Source organism: Caulobacter sp. X, assembly GCF_002742635.1.
Taxonomy (GTDB): domain Bacteria; phylum Pseudomonadota; class Alphaproteobacteria; order Caulobacterales; family Caulobacteraceae; genus Caulobacter.
This window is the reverse complement of record NZ_PEGF01000002.1, coordinates 398,756-421,527: the sequence shown is the minus strand read 5'-3', so window position 1 is coordinate 421,527 and position 22,772 is coordinate 398,756. Positions and strand designations below refer to the sequence as shown.

The window sequence follows — 22,772 nt, the reverse complement described above, 5'->3', positions numbered from 1 at the left end:
AAGCCCCCGCATCGGCCGCCCCCCACCCCGAGATATCTCCATGAAGCTGCTGTCCGGCAACTCCAACCGCCCGCTGTCCCAGGCGATCGCGGAATATCTCGACATGCCGCTTACCCGCGCCCAGGTGCGCCGGTTCGCCGACCTCGAAGTGTTCGTCACCATCGACGAGAACGTGCGGGGCGAGGACGTCTTCGTTATCCAGTCGACCAGCTATCCGGCCAACGACAACCTGATGGAGCTCCTGATCTGCATCGACGCCCTCAAGCGCGCGTCGGGCAAGCGGATCACGGCCGTGCTGCCCTACTTCGGCTACGCCCGCCAGGACCGGAAGACCGGCGGCCGCACGCCGATCTCGGCCAAGCTGGTGGCCAATCTGATCACCCGCTCGGGCGCCGACCGCGTCCTGACCATGGACCTGCACGCGGGCCAGATCCAAGGCTTCTTCGACATCCCGACCGACAACCTCTTGCCCTCGCGCCTGATGGCCGACGACATCCGCAAGCACTATCCGATGGGCGACGACCTGATGGTCGTCTCGCCGGACGTCGGGGGCGTGGTGCGCGCCCGGGCTCTGGCCAAGCGCCTGGACGACGCCGACCTCGCCATCGTCGACAAGCGCCGCTCGGGCCCTGGCCAGTCGGAAGTCATGAACATCATCGGTGACGTCAAGGACCGCCGCTGCATCCTGTTCGACGACATCGCCGACTCGGCCGGCACCCTGTGCAACGCCGCCCAGGCCCTGATGAGCCACGGCGCCAAGTCGGTCAGCGCCTACATCACCCACGGCGTCCTGTCCGGCGCGGCGGTCGATCGCGTCGCCAATTCGGTGCTGACCGAGCTGGTGGTCACCGACTCGATCGAGGCCTCGGATCCCGCCAAGGCCTGCCCCAAGATCCGCTATGTCTCGTGCGCCCCGCTGATCGGCGAGGCCATCCGACGGATCGCCAACGAAGAGTCGGTTTCCAAGCTGTTCGACTAGGGCCCGTCTGGCCCTAGAGGACATGGCGGCGATCGTGGTTAATCGCCGCGCCCCCAATTCCCGGAAAACCACGGCCACGCTTGTAAAAGCTTGGTTAACGGAGCGACAGTCACAATGCCGCCCGCCGGAGCTGCTACGCGCTTCGGCCAAGCCGGCCTGCCAAGACTGATGGGGAAGTTCGAGAATGCGTTCCTTTTCGCGTACGCGCGTCGTTGTCGCGACGACCGCCGTGGCGCTGACGGCGATCATCGCCGCCTGTAGCTCCCCGCCCCCGCCGCCGCCCCCGCCAGTCGTCCAGGCTCCGCCCCCCACCCCGCCGATCACGCTTTCGGCCCAGGTGATCGAGCGCGCCAGCGCCTTCCGCGGCTACATGGCCCGCGCCGCCGCCGTCTCGCCGACGTTCCAGAACGGCGACCAGATCCAGGCCTCGCTGAAGGTCGGCGCCGCCTATGAGCCGAAGTCGTTCATGAACGGCGCGGTAGCCTACGCCGCCGTCCTGGCCCTGCAGGACCCCACCTTCGTCGCCTCGGTGCGCGAGGTCGCGGCCCATCCCGCCCAGCGCCAGGAGATGATCAACAACATCTTCTCCAACCCGTCCTACGCGGCCGTTTTCAAGGGCGCCGACAGCGCCGCCGGCCTGATCATCGACCAGATCGGCGGCGATGGCCTCAAGGTCTACACGGCCGGCAAGGCGGTGAAGCAGGCCGCCTACGACGTGCAGCACTCGTCGTGGTCCAAGGGCGTGGTCAGCGATCGCGACGGCCGCCTGGCCGCCGCCAAGACCCTGTCGGCCACCCCGGCCCTGGCCGAAAGCGCCGATGTCGCGGTGCTGCAGCAGGCTTCGCTGGGCGGCCAGTCCCTGGGCCTGACGCCCCGCGCCGCGCCCGCCCCCTACCAGCCGATCGTGATCCGCGGCCTGGCCGTGGCCGCCCTCGCCGCCCTCGGCGCGGCGGGCGACAACAACCTGGCCTCCATCGACGCGCTCAGCGGCGACTGGGCCACGGCCAATTGCCTGAACATGGCCAAGCTCAACCTCTATCAGTGCCTGGCGGTGTCCAAGCCGCACTACGAGGACGTCTTCTGCCTGGGCCAGCACATCCTGATCGACACCGGCGCCTGCATCGCCAAGGGCGCGGGCGCTGATCTGCCGCCCGACGCGCCGCGCGTGCTGCCGGTCAAGGAGTCGATCGCGGTGAAGGGCGCGGGCAGCAACTCCCGCAAGGCCAAGACCGGCGGCAAGAAGCCCGCCGCCAAGAAGAGCTGATTTTCCGATCCTCAGGCGCGAAAGGGCCGGGCGTTGCGTCGCCCGGCCCTTTTGTGTATGTAGCGCGACCCCAAAACGACCGGGCGAGCGTGGCGATACGGCCATAGGCGCTGGGTCATAGACGAGAGCATACGGCTCTCGAGAAAGACAGCCTCATGGCCGAGATCATTCTGAACGTTGAAGTCCGCGACGGCGCCGGCACCGGCAACGCGCGCGCCACCCGCCGCGAAGGCAAGGTCCCCGGCGTCCTGTACGGCGGCGGCAAGGCTCCGGTGAACATCGCCGTGAAGGCCAACGAATTCCGCAAGTCGCTGTACACCGGCAAGCTGCTGGGCCACCTGGTCACGCTGCAATACGGCGAAGAAAAGCAATCGGTCATCGCCAAGGCCGTGCAATTCCACCCCGTCACCGACGAGCCGATCCACTTCGACCTGTACCGCGTCGACGAGCACCAGCTGATCAAGATCGAAGTGCCGGTTCACTTCAAGAACCAGGACATCTCGGTCGGCCTGAAGAAGGGCGGCACGCTGGAAGTCATCCGTCACACCGTCGAACTGGCCTGCCCGGCCGACCAGATCCCGGAAGAGCTGGTCATCGACCTGGCCAACCACGACCTGGGCGACGTGATCCGCATCTCGGAAGTCAAGCTGCCCGCCGGCGTGAAGCCCGCCATGGACCGCGACTTCGTGATCGCCAACGTCAAGGCCTCGTCGGCCGCCCAGTCGGACGCCGGCGACACCACGACCGAAGGCTAATCGCCTGGCGGTCGGATCTCCGATCTGATTTGAGAAGGGCGGGCTTTCGGGCCCGCCCTTTTTGCTTTGTGCTCTTGAGAACTCCGCGATGCTGATCCTCGCCGGCCTGGGCAATCCCGAGCCCAAGTACGAGAAGAACCGCCACAACGTCGGCTTCATGGCCGTCGACGCCCTGGCGCGTAAGTGGGGCACGGCGCCGTGGCGCGCGCGGTTTCAGGGGCTGGCCTGCGAGGGCCAGGTGAACACGCCCGACGGGCCGGTGAAGCTGCTCCTGCTCAAGCCCAAGACCTATTACAACGAGAGCGGCCGCGCCGTGGGCGAGGCCATGAAGTTCTTCAAGCTCAAGCCCGCCGACGTGATCGTCTTCCACGACGAGATCGACATGGCCCCGGGGCGCTTCCGGATGAAGGCGGGCGGCGGGGCGGCCGGCAACAACGGGATCCGCTCGGTGACTAGCCAGGTCGGCGACGCCTTCCGCCGCGGCCGCATCGGCGTGGGCCACCCCGGCCATAAGGACGCGGTCATGCACTACGTGCTGGGCGACTTCCACAAGGTCGAGCACCAGTGGCTGGACCCGATGCTGGACGCGATCGCCGACGCCCTCCCCTTCGCGGCCGTCGGCGATGACGAGCGCTACCAGGCCGAGGTCATGCGCCTGGCCCCCGCGCCGAAGGCCGATCCGAGGAAGCCCGCCAAATCCGACGATTGACGCCGCCGGTCGCTCGGGAGAAGACGCCAGGATGTTCTCGCTGCCCCTGCCGCTTCTCGGCCTGTCGCTCCTGATCGCCATCGCCCTGTGCGTCCACGTGGTCCGCACCGGCCAGCAGATGTACTGGCTGTGGATCATCCTGGCGTTCCAGCCGATCGGCGGGCTCGTCTATTTCATCGCCGTCATCGGACCCCAGCTCTGGGGCGGCCGGACCGCGCGCAAGGTGGGCGCCGCCGCCCGACAGGCTCTGGACCCGCAGCGCGAGTACCGCGAAGCCGCCAAGGCCGTCGATGACGCGCCCACCGTCGCCAACCGCGTCCGCCTTGCGGTGGCCGCCACGGAACTGGGAAAGCACGCCGAGGCCGAACGGCTCTACGCCGACAGCCTGACGGGCATGTACGCCGACGATCCCCAGCTATTGCTGGGCCGCGCCAACGCGCTGATCGAGCTGAACCGCCCGGGCGAGGCTCTCCCCCTGCTGGAGAAGCTGGGCGAGACGCCCAACGCGGGCCGCACGCCCCACACCATGCTGGCCCTGGGCCGCGTCTATCAGGCCCTGGCCCGCGACGAACAGGCCGAGACCGCCCTGCGCTGGGCCGCCGACCACTATCCGGGCTTCGAGGGCGTCGCCCGCTACACCGTCTTCCTGGCGCGCCAGGGCCGCAAGGACGAGGCCCGCGCGCAGCTGGCCGAGATCGACAAGCGCCTCGCCAAGACCCACAGTCATTTCCGCAAGGAAGCCAAGCGCTGGCGTGATTTCGCGGCCGCGGCGGTGGGCGGCTGACAAGGACAAGCTCGGCCCAAGCCGATAAACTCCGAGTAAAGGCCAAGCCTCTGTTTGTGCTATAAATCCACCGATTTTCGCTCGGCCTGGATCGCGCGACTTCCGGCTCCGCGGCTACATTGACTTCCCTTTCTGTTCGCCCAAAAAGTGTAGGATGAGCTAGCGTTTCCCGTTTGGGAGGAGATAGACCGCTATGCCGTATCTGGTCGTCCGGCGGGCCCACGCCTTGTCCGAACGCGAAGAGGCCATGCTCAAGGCGCACGCCGTGAGCGAGGTGGGCGTTGGCGAGCCGCCGCTTGTCCTGCTGCATGGCTTTGGCACGGATCAAACGATCTGGTCGCGGATGGCGCCGGACCTCTCGGCCAAGCGGCGCGTGATCCTCTACGACCACATTGGATCCGGCGCCTCGGACTTCGCGCGCTATGACGCGGACCGCTATCGCGGCCTGGAAGGCTACGCCGACGACCTTGTGAAGATTCTCGAGGCTCTGGACCTGCGGGACGCCAGCATCGTGGGCCATTCGGTCTCGGGCATGATCTCCCTGCTCGCCAGCCTGCGCACCGATCGGATCGGCCGGCTGATCATGATCGGCGCCTCGCCGCGCTATCTGAACGACGCCGGCTACGAAGGCGGCTTCGATCCGAAGGACGTCGAGGACTTCCTGGGCCTGATGGAGCTGGATTTCCAAGGCTGGGCCCGGGCCCTGGCGCCCCGCGTCATGGACCAGCCCGACAATCCCGCCCTGACCCAGGAGCTGGTCTTCAGCTTCAGCCGCGAGAACGCCGAGCTGACCCGCCGCTTCGCCGAAGCGACCTTCATGTCGGACCATCGCGCGCATCTCTCCGCGTGCAAGGTCCCGACGGCCGTCCTGCAGGCCAAGGCCGACGTGGTCGTTCCGCTGGCCGCGGCGCGCTTTCTGGCCGATCACATCCCGCACGCCCGCCTCGAGGTCATGGACGTCCGAGGGCACTATCCTCAGCTCAGCGCCCCGGCGACCGTCGTCGCCGCCATCGAGCGGTTCCTGGCGGAGACGCCCTCTTGAGCACCGGCGACAAGGAACTGGGGAAGTCCGCTCCGGTAGGCCTCTTCGAGGCCGACGGAGACATGATCATCCAGGAGGCCAATCTCAGGATGGCCCAGATGGTCGGCTTGCCCCGTGAGGATGTCATCGGTCGTCCCCTGCGGACCCTGCTGACCCGCTCGTCGCAGTTCGTCTATGCGCTGAAGGTCGAGCACGCCCTGCTGACGGAGGGCGCGGCCGAGGAAATCTTCCTGGAGCTCGACCACGCCGATGGACGGCCGCGCGCGGTCCTGCTGACGGTGACGCCGGGCGCCGAGGGTGAAGGCCGATACGGCGCGCTGTTCTCGGCCCCAGAGCGACGCGCCTATGAGCTGGAGCTGATCGCCGCCCGCCAGGCCGTGGTCGCGAAAATCAACGAGGAGAAGGCGGCCCAGCAGGCGCTGAGCGAGGCCAACGAACGGCTCGAGCAGTTGGTCGCCGAACGCACGGCGGCGCTGGCGCAGCGGGACCTTCTGCTGCGCGAGGTCTATCACCGGGTGAAGAACAACCTGCAGGTCGTCGACGGCCTGCTGCTGATGCGGGCGCGAAGGCTTGAGGATCCCTCCGCCAAGGCCGCCATGGATGAACTGCGCAAACGGATCTTCGCCCTGGGCCTGGTGCATCACCAGCTAATGGGCTCGGCGGATCTCAAGACCTTTGACGTCGGGGCGTTCCTGAAGGATCTCGTCGCGCACCTGCGCCTCGACGCGCCCGAGACGGTGACCCTGGCGCTGGACGTCGCCCCGCTGGCCGTCGACCTGGACTTCGCCGCGCCGCTGGGCCTGCTGGTCACCGAGCTGACGACCAACGCCATGAGGCACGCCTTCCCCGCCGGTTCAGGCGAGATCAACGTCAGCCTGGGCGCGCAAGGAGATGGCGAGGTGGTGCTGCGCGTCGCCGACAACGGCGTCGGCCTGCCCCAGGACTTTCAGAAGCAAAAGACCTCGGGACTTTCGATCGTCGACGGGCTGGTCCGACAGCTGGGCGGACGCATCGAGGCGATTCAGACTAAGGGCGTGTGCTGGGAGGCGCGCCTTCCCACGCCGAGGACCGCCTGATGCTGCACCCCAACCGCGTCCTGATCGTCGACGACGAGTTCATCATCACCGAGACTCTGCGCATCTATGTCGAGGACATGGGCCTGGAGGTCTGCGGCACGGCGGCCACCGCCGACAGCGCGCTGGAGATGGCCCACGCTCACCAGCCCTATCTCGTGCTGATGGACGTGCGCCTGCAGGGCGAGCGCGACGGCATCCAGGCGTCGGAGGACATCAGCGAACAGGTCGGCTCCAAGGTCATCTTCATCACCGGCTCGCGCGAGCCGGCGACGCTGGAGCGGATCGAGAGCCACCACCCCGCCGCGGTGCTGTTCAAGCCGGTTTCGGAGGGGCAGCTCGGCTCGGTGGTCCAGACGCTGCTGAAGACCGCGCCGCCGTATCAGGTCTAGAAGCGGCCGCGCTGGAAGTCGTCGAACGCCTGGACGATCTCGTCGCGGGAGTTCATCACGAACGGGCCGTGCCAGAAGACCGGCTCGCCGATCGGACGGCCGGCCAGCAGCAGGACGCGAGCGTCGGTGACCGCCTCGACGCGGACGGTGTCGCCGCGGCCGAGGAACACGCCCGACAGCGCCTCCACCGTGTCGTGGGCGACGCGGACCTTGCCCTCATAGACCGCCAGCATGGCGTTGCGATCGTCGCCGACCGGCTCCTCGAAGACCGTTCCCGCCGGCAGCACCACGTCGAAATAGAGGGCGTCCACCGCGCCGCCGCCGATCGGACCGGCCACGCCGCCATCGGTCGCGCCCGAGATCACCTTGACCGAGACGCCGCCGTCGCGGGCCTCGACCGGAATGCTGTCGGCCTCGAACTCCTGATAGCCGGGCGCGCTCATCTTCAGCTTGGCCGGCAGGTTCACCCACAGCTGGAAGCCGCGCATGCGGCCTTCCGACTGCTCGGGCATCTCGGAGTGGACGATGCCCTTGCCCGCGCGCATCCACTGGATTCCGCCCGGCCCGATCACGCCCTCGCGGCCGGTGTTGTCCTTGTGACGCATCCGGCCTTCCAGCATGTAGGTCACGGTCTCGAAACCGCGATGCGGGTGGTCCGGAAAGCCGCCCATGTAGTCCGACGCCTGGTCGTTGTCGAAACAGTCCAGCATCAGGAACGGATCGAACATCTGGGCTTCGGGCGTGCCCAGCATGCGGGTCAAACGCACGCCGTCGCCATCCGAGGCGGGCAGGCCCTTGACGATCTTCAGGACGGGACGAACGCTCATGACGGACTCCTTGTTCGACGATCGATATCAGATCTTGTTGCGGTTAGCGCAAGAGGGCCGCGCCGGTTCGCCTTTCGCGGCCATCCGTGCTAAGCGCGCGCCAACGAAATTCACGAGAGTTCCATGGCCCTGAAAGTCGCCATCGTCGGCCTGCCCAACGTCGGCAAGTCCACCCTGTTCAACGCCCTGACCCAGACGGCGTCGGCCCAGGCCGCCAACTATCCGTTCTGCACGATCGAGCCCAACACCGGCGACGTCGCCGTGCCCGAGCCGCGCCTGGAGGCCCTGGCCAAGGTCGCCGGCTCCAAGGAGATCATCCCGGCCCGGATCACCTTCGTGGACATCGCCGGCCTGGTGCGCGGCGCGTCCAAGGGCGAGGGCCTGGGCAACCAGTTCCTGGCCAATATCCGCGACTGCGACGCCGTGGCCTTCGTCGCGCGCTGCTTCGAGGACGACGACATCACCCACGTCGAAGGCCGCATCGACCCGCTCAGCGATCTCGAGATCATCGAGATGGAGCTGATGCTGGCCGACCTGGAGAGCCTGGAAAAGCGCCTGCCGGCCATCGAGAAGAAGGCCAAGTCGGGCGGCGACAAGGAAGCCGCCAACACCCTGCGTCTGGTCAACCTGGCCCTGGCCCAGCTGCGCGAGGGCCGCCCGGCCCGCGCCGCGACCATCGACAAGGAGGACGAGAAGGCCTGGCACATGCTGCAGCTCTTGACCTCGCTGCCGGCCCTCTATGTCTGCAACGTCGATGAAGGCAGCGCCGACAAGGGCAACAAGTACAGCGACCTGGTGGCCGAGCGCGCCGCCAAGGACAACGCCAAGAGCGTCGTCATCTCGGCCCAGATCGAGAGCGAGATCGCCATGCTGGACGCGGCCGAACGCGCCGAGTTCCTCGAGACCCTGGGTCTGGAGGAGCCGGGCCTGAACCGCCTGATCCGCGAAGCCTACAAGCTCCTGAACCTGCAGACCTACTTCACGGTCGGCCCCAAGGAAGCCCGCGCCTGGACCATCCACGTCGGCGACACCGGCCCGCAGGCGGCCGGCGTCATCCACACCGACTTCGAGAAGGGCTACATCCGCGCCGAGACCATCGCCTTCGACGACTTCATCAAGCTGGGCGGTGAGGCCGGCGCCAAGGAAGCCGGCAAGATGCGGGCCGAGGGCAAGGAGTACGTCGTCAAGGATGGCGACGTGATGCACTTCCGCTTCAACGTCTAGGCGTTCAAGATATCAGCGGCCGGAGCGGAGACGCCCCGGCCGTTTCTCATTGGGGAGTCAGCGTATGGCCCAGATGATCGCCCTGACCGCCGCCCACGACGGCTTTTCGTTCACCGCCCTGCATGCCGAGCCGGAAGGCCCGCGCAAGGGCGGCGTGATCGTGATCCAGGAGATCTTCGGCCTCGATCAGTACGTCCACGAGGACGTCGCCCGTTGGGCGGCGCGGGGTTTCGAGGTGCTAGCGCCGTCGATGTTCGATCGCGGCGAGAAGGGCTTCACCGCCCTGCATGATGAAGCCGGCTTCGCCCGCGGCAAGGACCTGGCCCTGGCCAACGGCCCCGACAACGCCATGGGCGACATCCAGGCGTGCATCGACTTCCTGAAGGGGCGAGGTCCCGTCTTCGTGGTCGGCTACTGCTATGGCGGGACCATGGCTTGGCTGGCGGCGGCGCGCTGCGAAGGCCTGTCGGCGGCGTCCAGCTATTATGGCGGCGGGGTCGCGGGCATGGCCAAGTTCGACCTGAAGGCGCCGGTGATCGTCCACCTGGGCGCCAAGGACCCTCATATCCCCGCCGAGGAGGTGAAGGCCGCCATCTGGACCGCCCACCCCGAGGTTCCGGTCTATGTCTACGAGGCCAGCGGCCACGGCTTCAACAACGACGGTCGCCCGGACTCCGACCTCGCTGACGCCGAACTGGCCCGCCAGCGCACGGTCGCGTTCTTCGCGGAACACGGGGCCTCGTGATGGGACAGCGGATCGCTCTGGCCACGCGCGACGGCGCGCCGTTCTCGGCCTGGCATGAGCCCGCCCAGGAGGCTCGGCGCGGCGGCGTGGTGATGCTGCATGCGATCTGGGGCGTCACGCCGCATCTTCGCGAGCTGTCCAGCCGCCTGGCCGAGCAAGGCTATGAGGTGATCGTCCCCAGCCTGATGGACGCCGCCGACGCCGACTTCCCCTTGGCCGACACCGAGCCGGCGATCCTGGACGCGCGGATGGAGATGGGCCGGCTTACCGGCTGGGGCGCCTCGACCCTGCCCCGCGTCCAGACGGCGATCGACGCCCTGGAGGGGCCGGTGTTCGCCATGGGCTTCTGCTATGGCGGCACCACGGCCTGGCTGGCCGCCTGCCGCTGCGAAGGCCTCACCGCGGTGGCGGCCTTCTACGGCGGCGACATCGCGGCCTACAGGAACGAGACCCCGAAGGTCCCGACCATCCTGCACTTCGGCAAGACCGATCCGATGATCCCGCTGGCCGATGTCGAGGCGATCCGCGAGGCCCACCCCGACCTGCCGATCTATCTCTACGAGGCCGGCCACGCCTTCGTGGCGCCCAGCGGCCACCACCCCGACAGCGCGCATCTCGCGCTGCTGCGGACCTTCCAGCTGTTCCAGCGCTCAAGCGGCGGCAAGGGCGAGGCATAATCGGCAAAGCCGTCGCGCGCGACGGACAGCTAAGCTAGGCTCGCTGATATGCGTTTCCGTCTTGCGCTTCTCGTCCTGATGACGCCGCTGGCCGTCGCCCACGCGGGCGAGACCGACTGCTGGTTCGAGAACGGCGCGGTCGTGGCCCCGGCGGTGATCGGCGTCATGGCCGGCGACTACGTGATCGACCTGTCGGCCCCGCGCACCCTGCTGCACGACACCAAGGCCCAGATGGAGGGCATTCTCGAGCCGGAATTCACCGCGCCCGTACGGGTGGCCGGGCTGACGGCCGCAGCGGTGTCGGTCAAGATCGCCGATCTTGACGCCCGGGGCGCGGGCTTCGTCACGCCGATCGCCGGCGTCATCGGCATGGACGTCCTGGCCGGACATAGCGTCGAGATCGACTTCGCCCGCTGCCGGCTGCGCATCGACCGGCCCTGGCGCGCCAGGCGCCAGGTGGTGTTCCCCGTCTCGATGATCGAGGGCTTGCCCACGGTGGCCGCGGGCGTCAGCGACGGTCCGCGCGCCTTCTACGGGGCCTTCGCGATCGACACGGCCTCCAAGGCCATGACCCGCCTTTCGAGCCGCGACGCGAGCGCGACGGGCAAGCTGGACGCCAACGCCCGCCACAAGGCGCCCGCGCGGCTACGGGCCCTGTCGATCGGCGGCGTCCTGGCCGAGAACGTGCCGGCCACCCTGGCGGACGACCTGCCCGAGGGCGTCAGCGGGACCCTGGGAACCGGTCTCTGGGCCAGGCATCGCCTGAGGCTGGACGCCGAGGGGCGGACCTTGTCGGTGGCGCCGTAAGGTCCCGAGAAAAGCAGCCGTAAAGAAAAAGGCCCGGCGTCGCCGCCGGGCCTTTCGAACTTCAGAGCAACAGGACCGCCCGGAGCGCGTCACCGCGCTCCATCTATAAGGCTGAGCCTGCTCAGGCAGGCTCAGTGCGACTCGTTGCGCCACACGGCCTTGTAGCTGGCGTACAGCAGGCCGCTCAGCAGGACGAGGTAGATCAGCACGGCGAAGCCGGTCTGCTTGCGCTCTTCCAGCTTGGGCTCGGCGGCCCACATCAGGAAGGCCGAGACGTCCTTGGCCTGCTGGTCGAGGGTCGACTTGGTGCCGTCGTCGAACGAGACCAGGCCGTCCTTCAGCGGCGGGGCCATGGCGATGAAGCCGCCCGGGGGGACGTGTTCATGGCTGCCATGCCAGGCCGAGGTCAGGTCGCCCGGGAAGTAGGGGTTGTAGTGACCGCCGGTCGGGACCGTCAGGCCCTTGGGCGGCGTCACGTAGCCGGTCACGATCGAATAGATGTGAGCCGGGCCCTCTTCGCGCGCCTTGGCCAGCAGCGACATGTCCGGCGGCAGGGCGCCGCCGTTGCTGGCGCGAGCCGCGGCTTCGTTGGCGAACGGACCCGGGAAGTGGTCGGCGCTGGTGGCCGGACGCTTGATGGCGTCGCCGGTCTCGCCGTCGATGTCGGCGACCTCGTAGTCCTTGGCGATCGCCTTGACCCACGGGTTGTCGTTCGAGTTCGGGTACTTCTCGTTATAGAAGGGCCCGCCCTTGTCGCCGAGGTTGCGGAACGCCACCAGCTTCAGCGAGTGGCAGGCCGAGCAGACCTCGCGATAGACCTTGAAGCCGCGTTGCAGCTGGGCCTGGTCGAACTTGCCGAAGGGGCCTTCGAACGACCAGTGGACGTCCTTGGCTTCCAGCGCGCCGCCGTTGGCGAGGGCCGGGCCGGCGGCGCCGGCGACCAGGAGACCCGCCGCCGCCGCGATAACCGAGAGTTTGCGGAGCATCGGGATCAACCCTTCTTGGCGTCGGCCGACAGGGCCGGCGAGGCGATCGAGTCCGGCACGGGCAGGGTCTTCTCGACCAGACCCAGGACCGGCAGCACGACCAGGAAGAAAGCGAAGTAGTAGAGGGCGGCGACGCGGCTGAGCCACACGAAGCTGTTCAGGTCGGAACCCATCAGCTGGAAGGTGGTCAGGTGCGGGATCACCGGATCGTCGGGCAGCTTAGCGCCGCAGACGCCCAGGACGCAGGAGGCCACCAGGAAGAACACGAAGTAGATCTTCGCGGTCGGGCGGTAGCGCATCGAGCGCACCTTCGAGGTGTCCAGCCACGGCAGGGCGAACAGGCAGGCGATGGCGCCGAACATGGCCAGCACGCCCATCAGCTTGTCCGGCACGGCGCGCAGGATCGCGTAGAACGGCAGGAAGTACCATTCCGGAACGATGTGCGACGGCGTCACCAGCGGGTTGGCCTCGATGTAGTTGTCGGCGTGGCCCAGGGCGTTCGGCATGTAGAAGACGAAGAAGGCGAAGAGGATCAGGAAGACGCTCATCGCGAAGCCGTCCTTCACCGTCGCGTACGGCGTGAAGGGCACGGTGTCGGCCTTCGACTTCGGCTCGACGCCGGTCGGGTTGTTCTGGCCCACCACGTGCAGCGCCCAGACGTGCAGGATCACGACGCCCGCGATCATGAAGGGCAGCAGGTAGTGCAGCGAGAAGAAGCGGTTCAGGGTCGGGTTGTCGACCGCGAAGCCGCCCCACAGCCAGGTGGTGATGCTTTCGCCGACCAGCGGCAGGGCGCCGAACAGGTTGGTGATCACGACGGCGCCGTGGAACGACATCTGGCCCCAAGGCAGGACGTAGCCCATGAAGGCGGTCGCCATCATCAGCAGATAGATCACGCAGCCCAGCAGCCACAGCACTTCGCGGGGCGCCTTGTAGGAGCCGTAGTACAGGCCGCGCAGCATGTGGATGTAGACGGCGATGAAGAACATCGACGCGCCGTTGGCGTGCATGTAGCGGATCAGCCAGCCGTAGTTCACGTCGCGCATGATGTGCTCGACCGACGCGAAGGCGCCGGCGGCGCTCGGCGTGTAGTGCATCACCAGGATGATGCCGGTGATCAGCTGCGAGGCCAGGCACAGCGACAGGATGCCGCCGAAGGTCCACCAGTAGTTCAGATTACGCGGCGTGGGGTAGTCGACGAACGAGTCGTAGCCCAGACGCACGATCGGCAGACGGGCGTCGAGCCAGCGCTCGAAACCGGTCTTGGGTTGATAGGTCGAATGTCCGCTCATCTCGCTTAGCCGATCTTGACCTTGGTGTCGGAGAGGAAGGCGTATTCCGGAACCACCAGGTTCTTGGGCGCGGGGCCCTTACGGATACGACCCGAGGTGTCGTAGACCGAGCCGTGGCACGGGCAGAACCAGCCGCCGTACTCGCCGCCGCCGAAGGTCGGCACGCAGCCCAGGTGGGTGCAGTTGCCGCCGACGATCAGCCATTGGGCCTTGCCCGGCTTCACGCGCGCCGAATCCTTTTCCGGATCCTTCATCGCCGCGCCGTCGTCGGCGACGGCCTTGGCGATCTCGGCCTTGGTGCGGTTGCGCACGAACAGCGGCTTGCCGCGCCACTTGATCGTGACCTGTTGCCCCTCGGCGACCTTGGTCAGGTCGAACTCGGTCGAGGCCAGGGCCCGCGTGTCCGCGGACGGGTTCATCTGATCGATGAACGGCCAGACCAGGGTCGCGGCGCCGCCGGCGGCGGCCGCGATCGCGGCGATGTGAATGAAGTCGCGCCGGGAGGGATCGCTCCCGTGTTCCGGCTCGGTCGTTGCGCCCACGGCGGTGTCGGCCACCTAGTCACCCCTTTTTTCCTCCCACCGCGGCGCGGCAGGCTTGGAGAAGCGTCATACGACGCCATATCTTACTCGACCCGCAAGCGGATCTCCGCCACAAGGCAGCGGTCGGATCGTCGTATCGGACGCGCGGACGGAGTCCGCAAGTCCTTTCGATTCGAGGCAAAGCCCCTGCTGCCCTTGTGGTTGGTTCGCTTATTATGCGCATCGCACTTTTTCAACCAGGCATTCCCCAAAACGTCGGGGCGGCCATTCGTCTTTCCGCCTGTTTCGGCGTGGGTCTCGATGTGATCGAGCCCTGCAGTTTTCCCTTGGATGACAAGAGCTTGAAGCGCGCGGCCCTCGACTATGGCCCCCTCGCCCACCTCAAGCGGCACGACAGTTGGGAGACATTCCTTAAGGCGCCGGAGCGCGTTGACGGGCGGCTCCTGCTGTTCACGACCCGGGGTGCGACACCGTTTCACAGGTTTTCGTTCGAACCCGGAGACACCCTGCTGTTCGGCAATGAGAGCCGCGGCGCGCCCCAGGACGTCCACGCGGCGGCGCAGGGCCGCATCGTCATCCCGATCCGCCCCGAGACTCGCTCGATGAACCTGGCGACCACCGCCGCCATGGCCTTGGGCGAGGCGCTGCGGCAGACAGGCGGCTTTCCGGAGTAGGCCCTAGTCGCCGAAATCCACGTCCCGACGCGCGGCGACGATGGTGACGATGAAGCCGGCCAGCACATCCAGCAGCACCATCAAGGCCAGCAGGAAGAAGGTCGAGGTCTCGAAGGCCGGCAACAGCAGGAACTCGACCAGGCAGATGATGAACAGCACCATCGACAGCGAGTGGTTGACGATCGCCAGGCGCTTGCTGTTGGCCGACTTCAGGAGCTCGACGAACAACACGACCAGCGAGGCCGCCAGCAGCAGGTCGGAGAGGCTGACCGCCCAGCCGGCGCCGGAGGCCATCGGGATGGCGAACAGCGGCTCGGCCAGGCGAAGGCTGGCGTCAGCGGCCTTGAAGCCATTCGGCAGGGTCAGGACGATCAGATTGTAGACCAGGACCGGCAGGGCCAGCAGCGGAACCGCGGCGAACATCGAACTTCCCCCTTCGACGGCGCCCCCGGCGTCGTGGTGGTTAAAGGCCTAACGGGATTTTGGGGCCGGGTGAAGCCGGCGCGACCTTTCGACTCAGGCCCGGCGCCTCAAGCCTCGTCAACGCCTTGCGGGTTGCGGGCCCGCGACTGCAGCCACATCACGCCCAGCAGGTCCGAGATCGAGGCCTTGAGGCGTCCGAGGTTGGTGTACTTCGACACACCCGTCTCGCGGTGGCGGTGATTGACCGGCTGGAACGCGACCTCGTAGCCCTCGCGCAGCATCAGCGCCGGGATGTAGCGGTGGATATGGTCGAAGTACGGCAGGCGCAGGAACGCCTCCCGGCGGAAAGCCTTCAGGCCGCAGCCGGTGTCGTTGGCGGTGTCCTTCAAGAGGCGCTTGCGCACGCCGTTGCCGAACTTGGAGGCCAAGCGCTTGGCTTTGCTGTCCTGGCGCTTCACGCGCTCGCCGCCGACCAGGGCCAGGGTCTCGGGACCGGCGGCCAGGGCCTTGGCCAGGCGCGGGGCGTCGGTCGGGTCGTTCTGGCCGTCGCCGTCCAGGGTGATGACGATCGGGCCGCGCGCGGCCAGGACGCCGCTGCGCACCGCTCGGCTCTGGCCCGAGTTCTTCCGGTGGCCCAGCACGCGCAGCTGAGGGATCTCGGCCTTCAGCGCGATCAGGCGGGCCTTGGTGTCGTCGCGGCTGGCGTCGTCGACGAAGATCATCTCGTAGTTCTCGCCGACGAAGGCGGCGGCGATCTCGCGCGCCAGTTTCGGGGCGGCCTCGCCCTCGTCGAAGACGGGGACGACGACGGAGAAATCGGGCGTCGGCGAGACGGTGGCGTTCATCGCCTCCTCATACAGCAAAAGTTGCTTCGGGAAAGATCGTGCTATTCCAGGCGCCATGACGCTTGAATCTCGCCTGGATGACTGGAGCCGAGGGTGGCGCGGCCCTCTGTTCGCCGCCTTGGTCGCCCTGATCGCTGGCCTGCCCGGCCTCTTGGCCATGCCGCCGCTGGACCGCGACGAGTCGCGCTTCGCCCAGGCGACCTCGCAGATGCTGGAGACCGGCGACTACGTCGTCATCAAGTTCCAGGATCAGCCGCGCTTCAAGAAGCCGGTCGGCATCCACTGGCTGCAGGCGGTGGCGGTGAAGACCTTCTCCGACGCCGAGGATCGCCAGATCTGGGCCTATCGCATCCCGTCGCTGCTGGGCGCGATGCTGGCGGCGGCGGCCTGCGCCTGGGGGGCGGCGGCGCTGCTCGACCCACGCACCGGCTTGATCGCCGGCTCGATCCTGGGCGCGACCTTCCTGCTCTCATCCGAAGCCTTCATCGCCAAGACCGACGCGGCCCTCTGCGGAACCACCACCCTGGCCATGGGCGCCCTGGCGCGGATCTACGCGTCCCAACTGAAGGGTGAGAGCGCAGGCAAGCTGACCAAGCTCGCCTTCTGGCTCGGCCTGTCCGTCGCGGCGCTGATCAAGGGGCCCGTGGGCCTGCTGACCGTGTTCTTCGCTCTGGCGGGTCTCGCCGTCTGGGACCGCAAGACGCGCTGGATGAAGGACCTGGGCTGGACCTGGGGCGCGATCCTGTTCGCCGCCATCGTCCTGCCCTGGGCGATGATGATCACCGTGGCCACCGACGGCGCCTTCTGGGGCACGGCGATCGGCGGCGATCTCGCGCCGAAGATGGCCGGCGGCCAGGAGGGCCACGCCGGGCCGTTCGGCTACCACGCCCTGCTCTCGCCGCTGCTGTCATTCCCGGCGACCGTGCTTCTGCCGGCCGGCCTGGCCGTCGCCTGGACGCGCCGAAAGGACCCCGGCGTCCGCTTCGCCGTGTGCTGGCTGGTCCCGACCTGGCTGATGTTCGAGCTGCTGCCGACCAAGCTGGTCCACTACGCCCTGCCTGCCTATGGCGGTCTCGCCATGCTGATGGCCGCGGCCGTGCGCGAGCCGCTGGGCCGGATCGTCCGCTGGCTGGGCGGCGGCCTCTCGGTGCTGATGGGCGCGTTGCTGGCGGCCGTCGCCCTCTACGGCCAGAAGGAGTTCGGGACCGTCCATGACCTGGGCTGGACCATCGTGGCGGCGGTGTTCGCCTTCGCCGCCGGGACCGCCGGCGCGGTCCTGGTCGCCCGTCGCCACGCCGTGCGAGGCCTGTTCGCGGCCGGCGCCCTGGGGATCGCGGCCCACATCGCCCTGACCGCCGGCCTGATCCCGCGGCTTGAGCCGCTGTTCCTGTCGCGCGACCTCGCCCAGGCCCTGGACCAGGCGCGGCTCTCGCCCCGCTCGGGCGCGCCGGGCCCCGTGGCGGTGACGGGCTACGCCGAGCCCAGCCTGATCTTCCAGCTGGGCACCACGACCCAGCTGACCGACGGCGAAGGCGCGGCCGGCGCGATCGCCGAAGGCCGCCCGGCCATCGTCGAAGGCCGCGAGGAAAAGCCGTTCCGCGCCGCCATGGACCAGCTGGGCCTCGCCCCGCGTCCGGTCACGACGGTCGAGGGTCTGAACTATTCCGACGGCGACCGCGAACGCCTGACCATCTATCGCGGCGAGCCGCTCGCGCCCGCCGAGGACGCCGTCGAACCCAACGAACCCGCCGGAGATCCGCAGCGATGAGCCGCTTCATCGAAATCGTCGAGGTCGGGCCGCGCGACGGCCTGCAGAACGAGAAGGTCTCGCTGTCGGTCGCCGAGAAGCTGGACCTGATCGGCAAGCTGGAGGCCGCCGGCGCGCGACGGACCGAGGTGGTCTCGTTCGTGAACCCCGCCCGCGTTCCCCAGATGGCGGGCGCGGAAGACATCATGGCCACCCTGCCAGCGGATCCGAACCGCTCGCGCATCGGCCTCGTGCTGAACCTGCGGGGCTGGGAGCGCTGTGTCTCGACCGGCTGCGACGAGGCCAATGTCGTGGTCTGCGCCTCGGACGGCTTTGGCGTCCGCAACCAAGGCGCCACGGTGCGCCAGCAGCTTGAGACCCTGGCGACCATCGTCGAGCGCCGCCAGGCCGACGGCGGCCCGCCGATCACCGCCACCATCTCGGTCGCCTTCGGCTGTCCGTTCGACGGCGAGGTCAGCCAGGACCAGGTCCTGGCGATCGTGCGCGAGGCGGCCGCCCTGGGCGTGCCGGAGATCGCCATCGCCGACACCATCGGCGTGGCTGATCCCTGGACCGTCCGCAAGCGCATCGAGGCGGTCCGCGCGGCCGCGCCGAACACCCGCCTGCGCATGCACTTCCACGACACGCGCAACACGGGCCTGGCCAACGCCTATGCCAGCGTCGAGGCCGGCGTCGACGTGCTGGACGCCTCGGTCGGCGGGCTGGGCGGCTGTCCGTTCGCTCCCAACGCCACCGGCAACATCGGCACCGAGGATCTGGTCTACATGCTGGAACGGGCCGGCTTCGAGACCGGCTATGACCTGGCGGCCCTGATCACCATCGGCCGCGAGATCAGCGACCGTTTGGGCAAGGCTCCCGCCTCGTCCCTGGCTCGCGCTGGAGGGTTCCCCGCCTGATGCTGCGCCTCGCCGCCCTGCTTCCGCTCATCGTGCTGGCCGCCTGCGCGGCCGCGCCCGCTCCGGCCGCGCGCTGCGACGTGACGATCAAGTTCGGCAGCTATGGCATGGGCATAGATCGGCCCCTGGCGGAGAAGGTGGCGGCGGTGGTGAAAGCCGACCGCGACGTCGCGCGCTGGGAGCGAAAGCCCTGGGGGCGCGAGGGCGAGTACGACCTTTGCCTGACGGCCAGCCCGGGACGTGACGTAAAGAGGATGTACGAGCGCTACCGGCAGCTGCTGCCCGCGAGGAACCTGAAGGCGCCGACCTCGATTGAAGGGCCGGAGGGGCGCCGGTTCGAGACGATCGGGCCGATGTAGACGCTTAATGGCGTTCGGACACAGCGCTGGAGAAAATCATGGTCTTCCTTGGACTGGCCCTCTTGCTCGCCGCGCTTCCCAGTCACCCTCAAGCGTCGAATGGCCCGCCTCCAGCGCTGGACGATTTTGTCCGACGGGACCTGCAAGTCAGCCACTACCGCTGGGGTCAGGCGGATCTCGATGGCGATCGGCGGGCCGAGCAGTTCGTCCTGATCGAGGATTCGGATTTCTGCGGCAGCGGCGGCTGCGTCCTGGTCGTGCTGCGGGATCGTGGGGGTCGATACGACAAGGTTCTCCGCTCGACGGTGACGCGCGCGCCGATCCGTGTCCTGCCAACGCGCTCGCAAGGCTGGCGCGACATCGCCGTCAATGTCGGCGGCGGCGGATTGGAGCCCGGAACCGTGAGGTTGCGGTTCAACGGCAAGCGCTATCCCGGCAATCCCACGCTTGCGCCGCGCATCCCCGCGCCACGCTCGGCCGTGGTCGTCATTCCGGAATAGTCGAGGGTCCCGGAAGCCAAGCCGCCTAAATCGGCCGGCCGGTCATCTTCCAGAGCAGAGGGCGGAACACGCTCATCAGCATGATTGCCGGGGCCAGCAGCACGGCGGCGGCGAACAGCTGCAGGCTGTCGGCGCGCTTGATGAAGTAGCGGGTCAGGCCCACGCCCTTGTGGAACTCGACCTTCACCGGATGCTCAAGGCTGGTGTGGCCGAGATGGACGACCCGGGCCTTGGGCTGGAACAGCACCTGGCCGCCAGCGCGGCGGGCGCGCCAGCACAGGTCGATGTCCTCGACGTGCAGGAAATAGCCTTCGTCGAAGCCGTTCAGGGCCTCGAAGTCCTGGCGGCGCATGGCGAAGCAGGCGCCGGAGATGGTCGGCATCGGCGCCGGGCCGGACGGCAGCGGCTCGTGCTCGCGGTGGATTTCGAACGCCGCCAGCTTGCGATAGCGACGGGTTAGCTGGCCGAAGCTGAGCACCGTGCTGATCGGCGTGACCTCGCCGCGACGACCGCCACGCTGCTCGCTGCCGTCGACATTCAGCACCCGCGCACCGACGATGGTCGGGGTCGGCTGGCCCTTGAAGGCCGTCACCAAAGCCGCGACGCAGCCGGGCTGAAGGTTGGCGTCGGGATTGAGGAAGATGATGTGCTCGCCGCCCGCGGTGGTGGCGCCCATGTTGGCGCCGCGGGCGAAGCCGATATTTCCGTGGCCCTGCTTGAGGATCACACGCGGCTCGGTCAGGGCCAGGGAGCGAAGCATGTCCCGCTCTTCGGGGCAGGAGCCATTGTCGATGATGACAAACTCATCGACCAGAGGCTCGGCCAGAACGTGCTTGATGCTCTCGGTAAGCGCTTCTCCCGTCCGATAGACGACCATGACCACCGACACGTGCGGGCGAGCCGGGCGGGCGCCGGCGGTCAGGGTCGAGACGGACGGGAGAATGCTGTTCATCAGGCGGTCACCGTCTCCGAACCAGCCTTGGCGGCGCGGGCGCGCGCCACGTCAGGCGGCGTGGCGTCGGCGGTCAGCACGGCGATGGCCTCTTCGAGCGCCAGGACGCTCTGCCCCTCGCCGCCCAGGCGACGCAGGGCCAGTTGCCTCGTCTCTGCTTCCTTGCGTCCGACCACCGCGATCACTGGAACCTTGGCGAGGCTGTGCTCGCGAATCTTATAGTTGATCTTCTCATTTCGCAGGTCCAGTTCCGCGCGCATACCTAGTTTCGTCAAAGTCTCCACGACCTCGCGAGCATAGTCGTCGGCGTCCGAGGTGATCGTGGCCACGACCACCTGAGTCGGCGCTAGCCAGACAGGCAGGGCGCCCGCGAAGTTCTCCAGCAGAATGCCGATGAAACGTTCGAACGACCCCAAAATCGCACGGTGAAGCATCACGGGACGCTTCTTCGAACCGTCCTCCGAAACGTATTCGGCGTCCAATCGTTCCGGCAGAACGAAATCGAGTTGCAGGGTGCCGCACTGCCAGACGCGGCCGATGGCGTCCTTCAGCGAGAATTCCAGCTTCGGGCCGTAGAAAGCGCCCTCGCCGGGTTGAAGAACCAGCGTCTCGCCCGCGGCCTCGGCGGCGGCCGACAGAGCGGACTCGGCCTTGTCCCAGACCTCGTCCGTGCCGGCGCGCAGGTCGGGCCGCGTCGAGAACTTGGTGTCCGCGAGCGTCATGCCCAGGTCGTTATAGACGCTGCGCAACAGTTCGATGAACCGCGCGCTTTCCTCCGTGACCTGCTCTTCGCGGCAGAAGATGTGGGCGTCGTCCTGGGTGAAGGCGCGCACCCGCATGATGCCGTGCATGGCGCCGGACGGCTCGTAACGGTGGCAGGCGCCGAACTCGGCCATCCGCAGCGGCAGCTCGCGATAGGACTTCTGGCCGACGTTGAAGATCTGGATGTGCCCCGGGCAGTTCATCGGCTTGACCGCCAGGACCTCGCCCTCGGCGCTTTCGCACATGAACATGGCGTGGCCGAACTTCTCGGCGTGGCCCGACTTCTCCCACAGGCTCTTGTCGAGGATCTGCGGGGTCTTCACTTCCTTATAGCCGGCCGCGTCCAGGCGACGACGCATGTAGTCCTCGAGCACGCGATAGAGGGCCCAGCCCTTCGGGTGCCAGAACACCATGCCCTTGCCCTCTTCCTGGATGTGGAAGAGGTCCATGGTCTTACCGAGCTTACGGTGATCGCGCTTCTCGGCTTCCTCGACGCGCTTCAGATAAGCCTCGAGGTCGGCCTCGGAGGCCCACGACGTGCCGTAGATGCGCTGCAGCTGGGCGTTGTTCTGGTCGCCGCGCCAGTAGGCGCCGGCCAGCTTGGTCAGCTTGAAGGCCTTGCCGACATGCTTGGTCGACGGCAGGTGCGGGCCGCGGCACAGGTCCTTCCAGTTCCCCTGGCGATAGACCGTGATCGTGTCCGTCGGCGGCAGGTCGCGGATGATCTGAGCCTTGTATTGCTCGCCGATCGAGTCGAAGTGGGCGATGGCCTCGTCGCGGTCCCAGACCTCGCGCGTGATCTTCTCGTCGCGGTCGACGATCTCCTTCATGCGCTTTTCGATCTTCTCCAGATCGTCCAGGCTGAAGGGCTCGTCGCGGGCGAAGTCGTAGTAGAAGCCGTCCTCGACGTTCGGGCCGATCGTCACCTGGGTGCCGGGGAACAGCTCCTGCACGGCCTCGGCCAGCACGTGGGCCGTGTCGTGGCGGATGGTGTCGAGCGCCTCGGGGGCCTCGCGCGTCAGGATCTCGAACTTGCGCTCGCCGGTCAGCAGGTCAGGCGTCAGCGGGCGATCAAGGTCCAGCAGCTGGCCATCCAGCTTGATCAGCAGGGCCTTCTTTTCAAGCGACTTGGAGATGGCGGCGGCGACGTCGCGGCCCGTGGCGCCGTCCGGATACTGTCGCGAGGAGCCGTCGGGGAAAACCAGATCGATCATTCTTCACATTTCCACTTGCGTGGCTGGTGTCGCGGCGGCGGCGGGTCGTAGCCCGAACCACCAAACGGATTGCAGCGGCAAATCCGTCGCAACCCCAGCCAGGAGCCCTTGAGCGGGCCATGTTCCTTGAGAGCGGCGGCCGTGTACTCCGAACAGCTCGGCGTAAAGCGGCACTGACGCCCGATGAGAGGCGAGAGCGTCAACTTGTAGGCTCTAAGGCCAAGGTCGACGGTGCGGTCGTAGAGGGTCATGCCGGCGCGCGACTGTTAGTCCAGTAAAGT

The 22,772-nt window shown here is 67.7% G+C and carries 26 protein-coding genes; 17 read left to right on the top strand and 9 right to left on the bottom strand.

Features of this window, described 5'->3' with window-relative positions; translation table 11 throughout:
- Positions 1-40: 40 nt before the first annotated feature.
- The 8 genes from CSW60_RS14205 (at position 41) to CSW60_RS14170 (ending at position 6,998) form a co-directional block, all read left to right on the top strand.
- The gene (locus tag CSW60_RS14205) at positions 41-979 is read left to right on the top strand and encodes a ribose-phosphate pyrophosphokinase (protein ID WP_099538000.1); all 939 of its coding nucleotides are present in this window, start codon (positions 41-43) and stop codon (positions 977-979) included.
- A gap of 184 nt (positions 980-1,163) precedes the next feature.
- Entirely contained in the window at positions 1,164-2,243 is a 1,080-nt protein-coding gene (locus tag CSW60_RS14200; RefSeq protein WP_099537999.1) for a hypothetical protein, read from the top strand.
- A 155-nt stretch (positions 2,244-2,398) separates the two neighbouring features.
- Positions 2,399-2,998, top strand: a complete 600-nt coding sequence (locus tag CSW60_RS14195) for a 50S ribosomal protein L25/general stress protein Ctc (RefSeq protein WP_099537998.1) — start codon at positions 2,399-2,401, stop codon at positions 2,996-2,998.
- 88 nt (positions 2,999-3,086) lie between these two features.
- Positions 3,087-3,707: an aminoacyl-tRNA hydrolase gene (gene pth / locus CSW60_RS14190; protein WP_099537997.1), complete on the top strand. Its 621-nt coding sequence runs from the start codon at positions 3,087-3,089 to the stop codon at positions 3,705-3,707.
- 31 nt (positions 3,708-3,738) lie between these two features.
- A complete protein-coding gene (locus CSW60_RS14185; protein WP_099537996.1) occupies positions 3,739-4,491 on the top strand; it encodes a tetratricopeptide repeat protein in 753 nt (250 codons plus the stop codon).
- A gap of 193 nt (positions 4,492-4,684) precedes the next feature.
- Positions 4,685-5,533, top strand: coding sequence for an alpha/beta fold hydrolase (locus CSW60_RS14180; RefSeq protein ID WP_099537995.1), 849 nt, complete (start codon positions 4,685-4,687; stop codon positions 5,531-5,533).
- Entirely contained in the window at positions 5,530-6,609 is a 1,080-nt protein-coding gene (locus CSW60_RS14175; protein WP_099537994.1) for a sensor histidine kinase, read from the top strand. Before CSW60_RS14180 ends, CSW60_RS14175 begins: the two co-directional genes overlap by 4 nt.
- A complete protein-coding gene (locus tag CSW60_RS14170) occupies positions 6,609-6,998 on the top strand; it encodes a response regulator (protein WP_201723062.1) in 390 nt (129 codons plus the stop codon). The genes CSW60_RS14175 and CSW60_RS14170 overlap by 1 nt, the downstream gene beginning before the upstream one ends.
- On the opposite strand, the gene CSW60_RS14165 is transcribed toward CSW60_RS14170, so the two are convergent.
- Positions 6,995-7,825, bottom strand: coding sequence for a pirin family protein (locus tag CSW60_RS14165; protein ID WP_099537993.1), 831 nt, complete (start codon positions 7,823-7,825; stop codon positions 6,995-6,997). The two genes, CSW60_RS14170 and CSW60_RS14165, sit on opposite strands and share 4 nt — an antisense overlap.
- Before the next feature lie 123 nt (positions 7,826-7,948).
- On the opposite strand from CSW60_RS14165, the gene ychF reads away from it, so the two are divergent.
- The 4 genes from ychF to CSW60_RS14145 all read left to right on the top strand — a co-directional run bounded on the left by ychF (position 7,949) and on the right by CSW60_RS14145 (position 11,278).
- Positions 7,949-9,049, top strand: a complete 1,101-nt coding sequence (gene ychF, locus CSW60_RS14160; RefSeq protein WP_099537992.1) for a redox-regulated ATPase YchF — start codon at positions 7,949-7,951, stop codon at positions 9,047-9,049.
- 64 nt (positions 9,050-9,113) lie between these two features.
- On the top strand, positions 9,114-9,794 hold the full coding sequence (locus tag CSW60_RS14155; protein ID WP_099537991.1) for a dienelactone hydrolase family protein: 681 nt from the start codon (positions 9,114-9,116) through the stop codon (positions 9,792-9,794).
- The gene (locus CSW60_RS14150; protein ID WP_099537990.1) at positions 9,794-10,471 is read left to right on the top strand and encodes a dienelactone hydrolase family protein; all 678 of its coding nucleotides are present in this window, start codon (positions 9,794-9,796) and stop codon (positions 10,469-10,471) included. Before CSW60_RS14155 ends, CSW60_RS14150 begins: the two co-directional genes overlap by 1 nt.
- A 48-nt stretch (positions 10,472-10,519) precedes the next feature.
- Entirely contained in the window at positions 10,520-11,278 is a 759-nt protein-coding gene (locus CSW60_RS14145; protein WP_099537989.1) for a hypothetical protein, read from the top strand.
- Between the two features lie 131 nt (positions 11,279-11,409).
- On the opposite strand, the gene CSW60_RS14140 is transcribed toward CSW60_RS14145, so the two are convergent.
- From CSW60_RS14140 to petA, 3 genes are read right to left on the bottom strand one after another with little or no spacing between them, the layout of a single operon-like run.
- Positions 11,410-12,264 (bottom strand): cytochrome c1, encoded by an 855-nt coding sequence (locus tag CSW60_RS14140; protein ID WP_099537988.1) that lies wholly within the window; start codon positions 12,262-12,264, stop codon positions 11,410-11,412.
- Between the two features lie 5 nt (positions 12,265-12,269).
- Positions 12,270-13,556: a cytochrome b/b6 gene (locus tag CSW60_RS14135; protein WP_099537987.1), complete on the bottom strand. Its 1,287-nt coding sequence runs from the start codon at positions 13,554-13,556 to the stop codon at positions 12,270-12,272.
- 5 nt (positions 13,557-13,561) lie between these two features.
- Positions 13,562-14,113: a ubiquinol-cytochrome c reductase iron-sulfur subunit gene (gene petA / locus CSW60_RS14130; RefSeq protein ID WP_099537986.1), complete on the bottom strand. Its 552-nt coding sequence runs from the start codon at positions 14,111-14,113 to the stop codon at positions 13,562-13,564.
- Between the two features lie 200 nt (positions 14,114-14,313).
- Here petA and CSW60_RS14125 point away from each other — a divergent pair, with 200 nt between their 5' ends.
- Positions 14,314-14,772: a tRNA (cytidine(34)-2'-O)-methyltransferase gene (locus CSW60_RS14125; protein ID WP_099537985.1), complete on the top strand. Its 459-nt coding sequence runs from the start codon at positions 14,314-14,316 to the stop codon at positions 14,770-14,772.
- 3 nt (positions 14,773-14,775) lie between these two features.
- On the opposite strand, the gene CSW60_RS14120 is transcribed toward CSW60_RS14125, so the two are convergent.
- Positions 14,776-15,195 carry a hypothetical protein gene (locus CSW60_RS14120; RefSeq protein ID WP_099537984.1) on the bottom strand — a complete coding sequence of 140 codons (420 nt, stop codon included), beginning with the start codon at positions 15,193-15,195 and terminating at the stop codon, positions 14,776-14,778.
- 107 nt (positions 15,196-15,302) lie between these two features.
- On the bottom strand, positions 15,303-16,040 hold the full coding sequence (locus CSW60_RS14115; RefSeq protein ID WP_099539130.1) for a glycosyltransferase family 2 protein: 738 nt from the start codon (positions 16,038-16,040) through the stop codon (positions 15,303-15,305).
- A gap of 55 nt (positions 16,041-16,095) precedes the next feature.
- Here CSW60_RS14115 and CSW60_RS14110 point away from each other — a divergent pair, with 55 nt between their 5' ends.
- Genes CSW60_RS14110 through CSW60_RS14095 form a run of 4 tightly spaced genes read left to right on the top strand, consistent with a single transcriptional unit; the run spans position 16,096 to position 19,563 of the window.
- On the top strand, positions 16,096-17,808 hold the full coding sequence (locus CSW60_RS14110) for a glycosyltransferase family 39 protein (protein ID WP_099537983.1): 1,713 nt from the start codon (positions 16,096-16,098) through the stop codon (positions 17,806-17,808).
- Complete coding sequence (locus CSW60_RS14105) at positions 17,805-18,704, top strand: hydroxymethylglutaryl-CoA lyase (protein WP_099537982.1); 900 nt, start codon at positions 17,805-17,807, stop codon at positions 18,702-18,704. Before CSW60_RS14110 ends, CSW60_RS14105 begins: the two co-directional genes overlap by 4 nt.
- Before the next feature lie 2 nt (positions 18,705-18,706).
- Complete coding sequence (locus CSW60_RS14100) at positions 18,707-19,063, top strand: hypothetical protein (RefSeq protein WP_099539129.1); 357 nt, start codon at positions 18,707-18,709, stop codon at positions 19,061-19,063.
- Positions 19,064-19,101: 38 nt separating this feature from the next.
- Positions 19,102-19,563, top strand: a complete 462-nt coding sequence (locus CSW60_RS14095; protein WP_099537981.1) for a hypothetical protein — start codon at positions 19,102-19,104, stop codon at positions 19,561-19,563.
- Positions 19,564-19,588: 25 nt separating this feature from the next.
- On the opposite strand, the gene CSW60_RS14090 is transcribed toward CSW60_RS14095, so the two are convergent.
- Genes CSW60_RS14090 through yidD form a run of 3 tightly spaced genes read right to left on the bottom strand, consistent with a single transcriptional unit; the run spans position 19,589 to position 22,742 of the window.
- On the bottom strand, positions 19,589-20,515 hold the full coding sequence (locus CSW60_RS14090; RefSeq protein WP_099537980.1) for a glycosyltransferase family 2 protein: 927 nt from the start codon (positions 20,513-20,515) through the stop codon (positions 19,589-19,591).
- Entirely contained in the window at positions 20,515-22,491 is a 1,977-nt protein-coding gene (gene thrS / locus CSW60_RS14085; RefSeq protein ID WP_099537979.1) for a threonine--tRNA ligase, read from the bottom strand. Before thrS ends, CSW60_RS14090 begins: the two co-directional genes overlap by 1 nt.
- Positions 22,488-22,742 carry a membrane protein insertion efficiency factor YidD gene (gene yidD, locus CSW60_RS14080; protein ID WP_099537978.1) on the bottom strand — a complete coding sequence of 85 codons (255 nt, stop codon included), beginning with the start codon at positions 22,740-22,742 and terminating at the stop codon, positions 22,488-22,490. The genes thrS and yidD overlap by 4 nt, the downstream gene beginning before the upstream one ends.
- Positions 22,743-22,772: the final 30 nt, after the last annotated feature.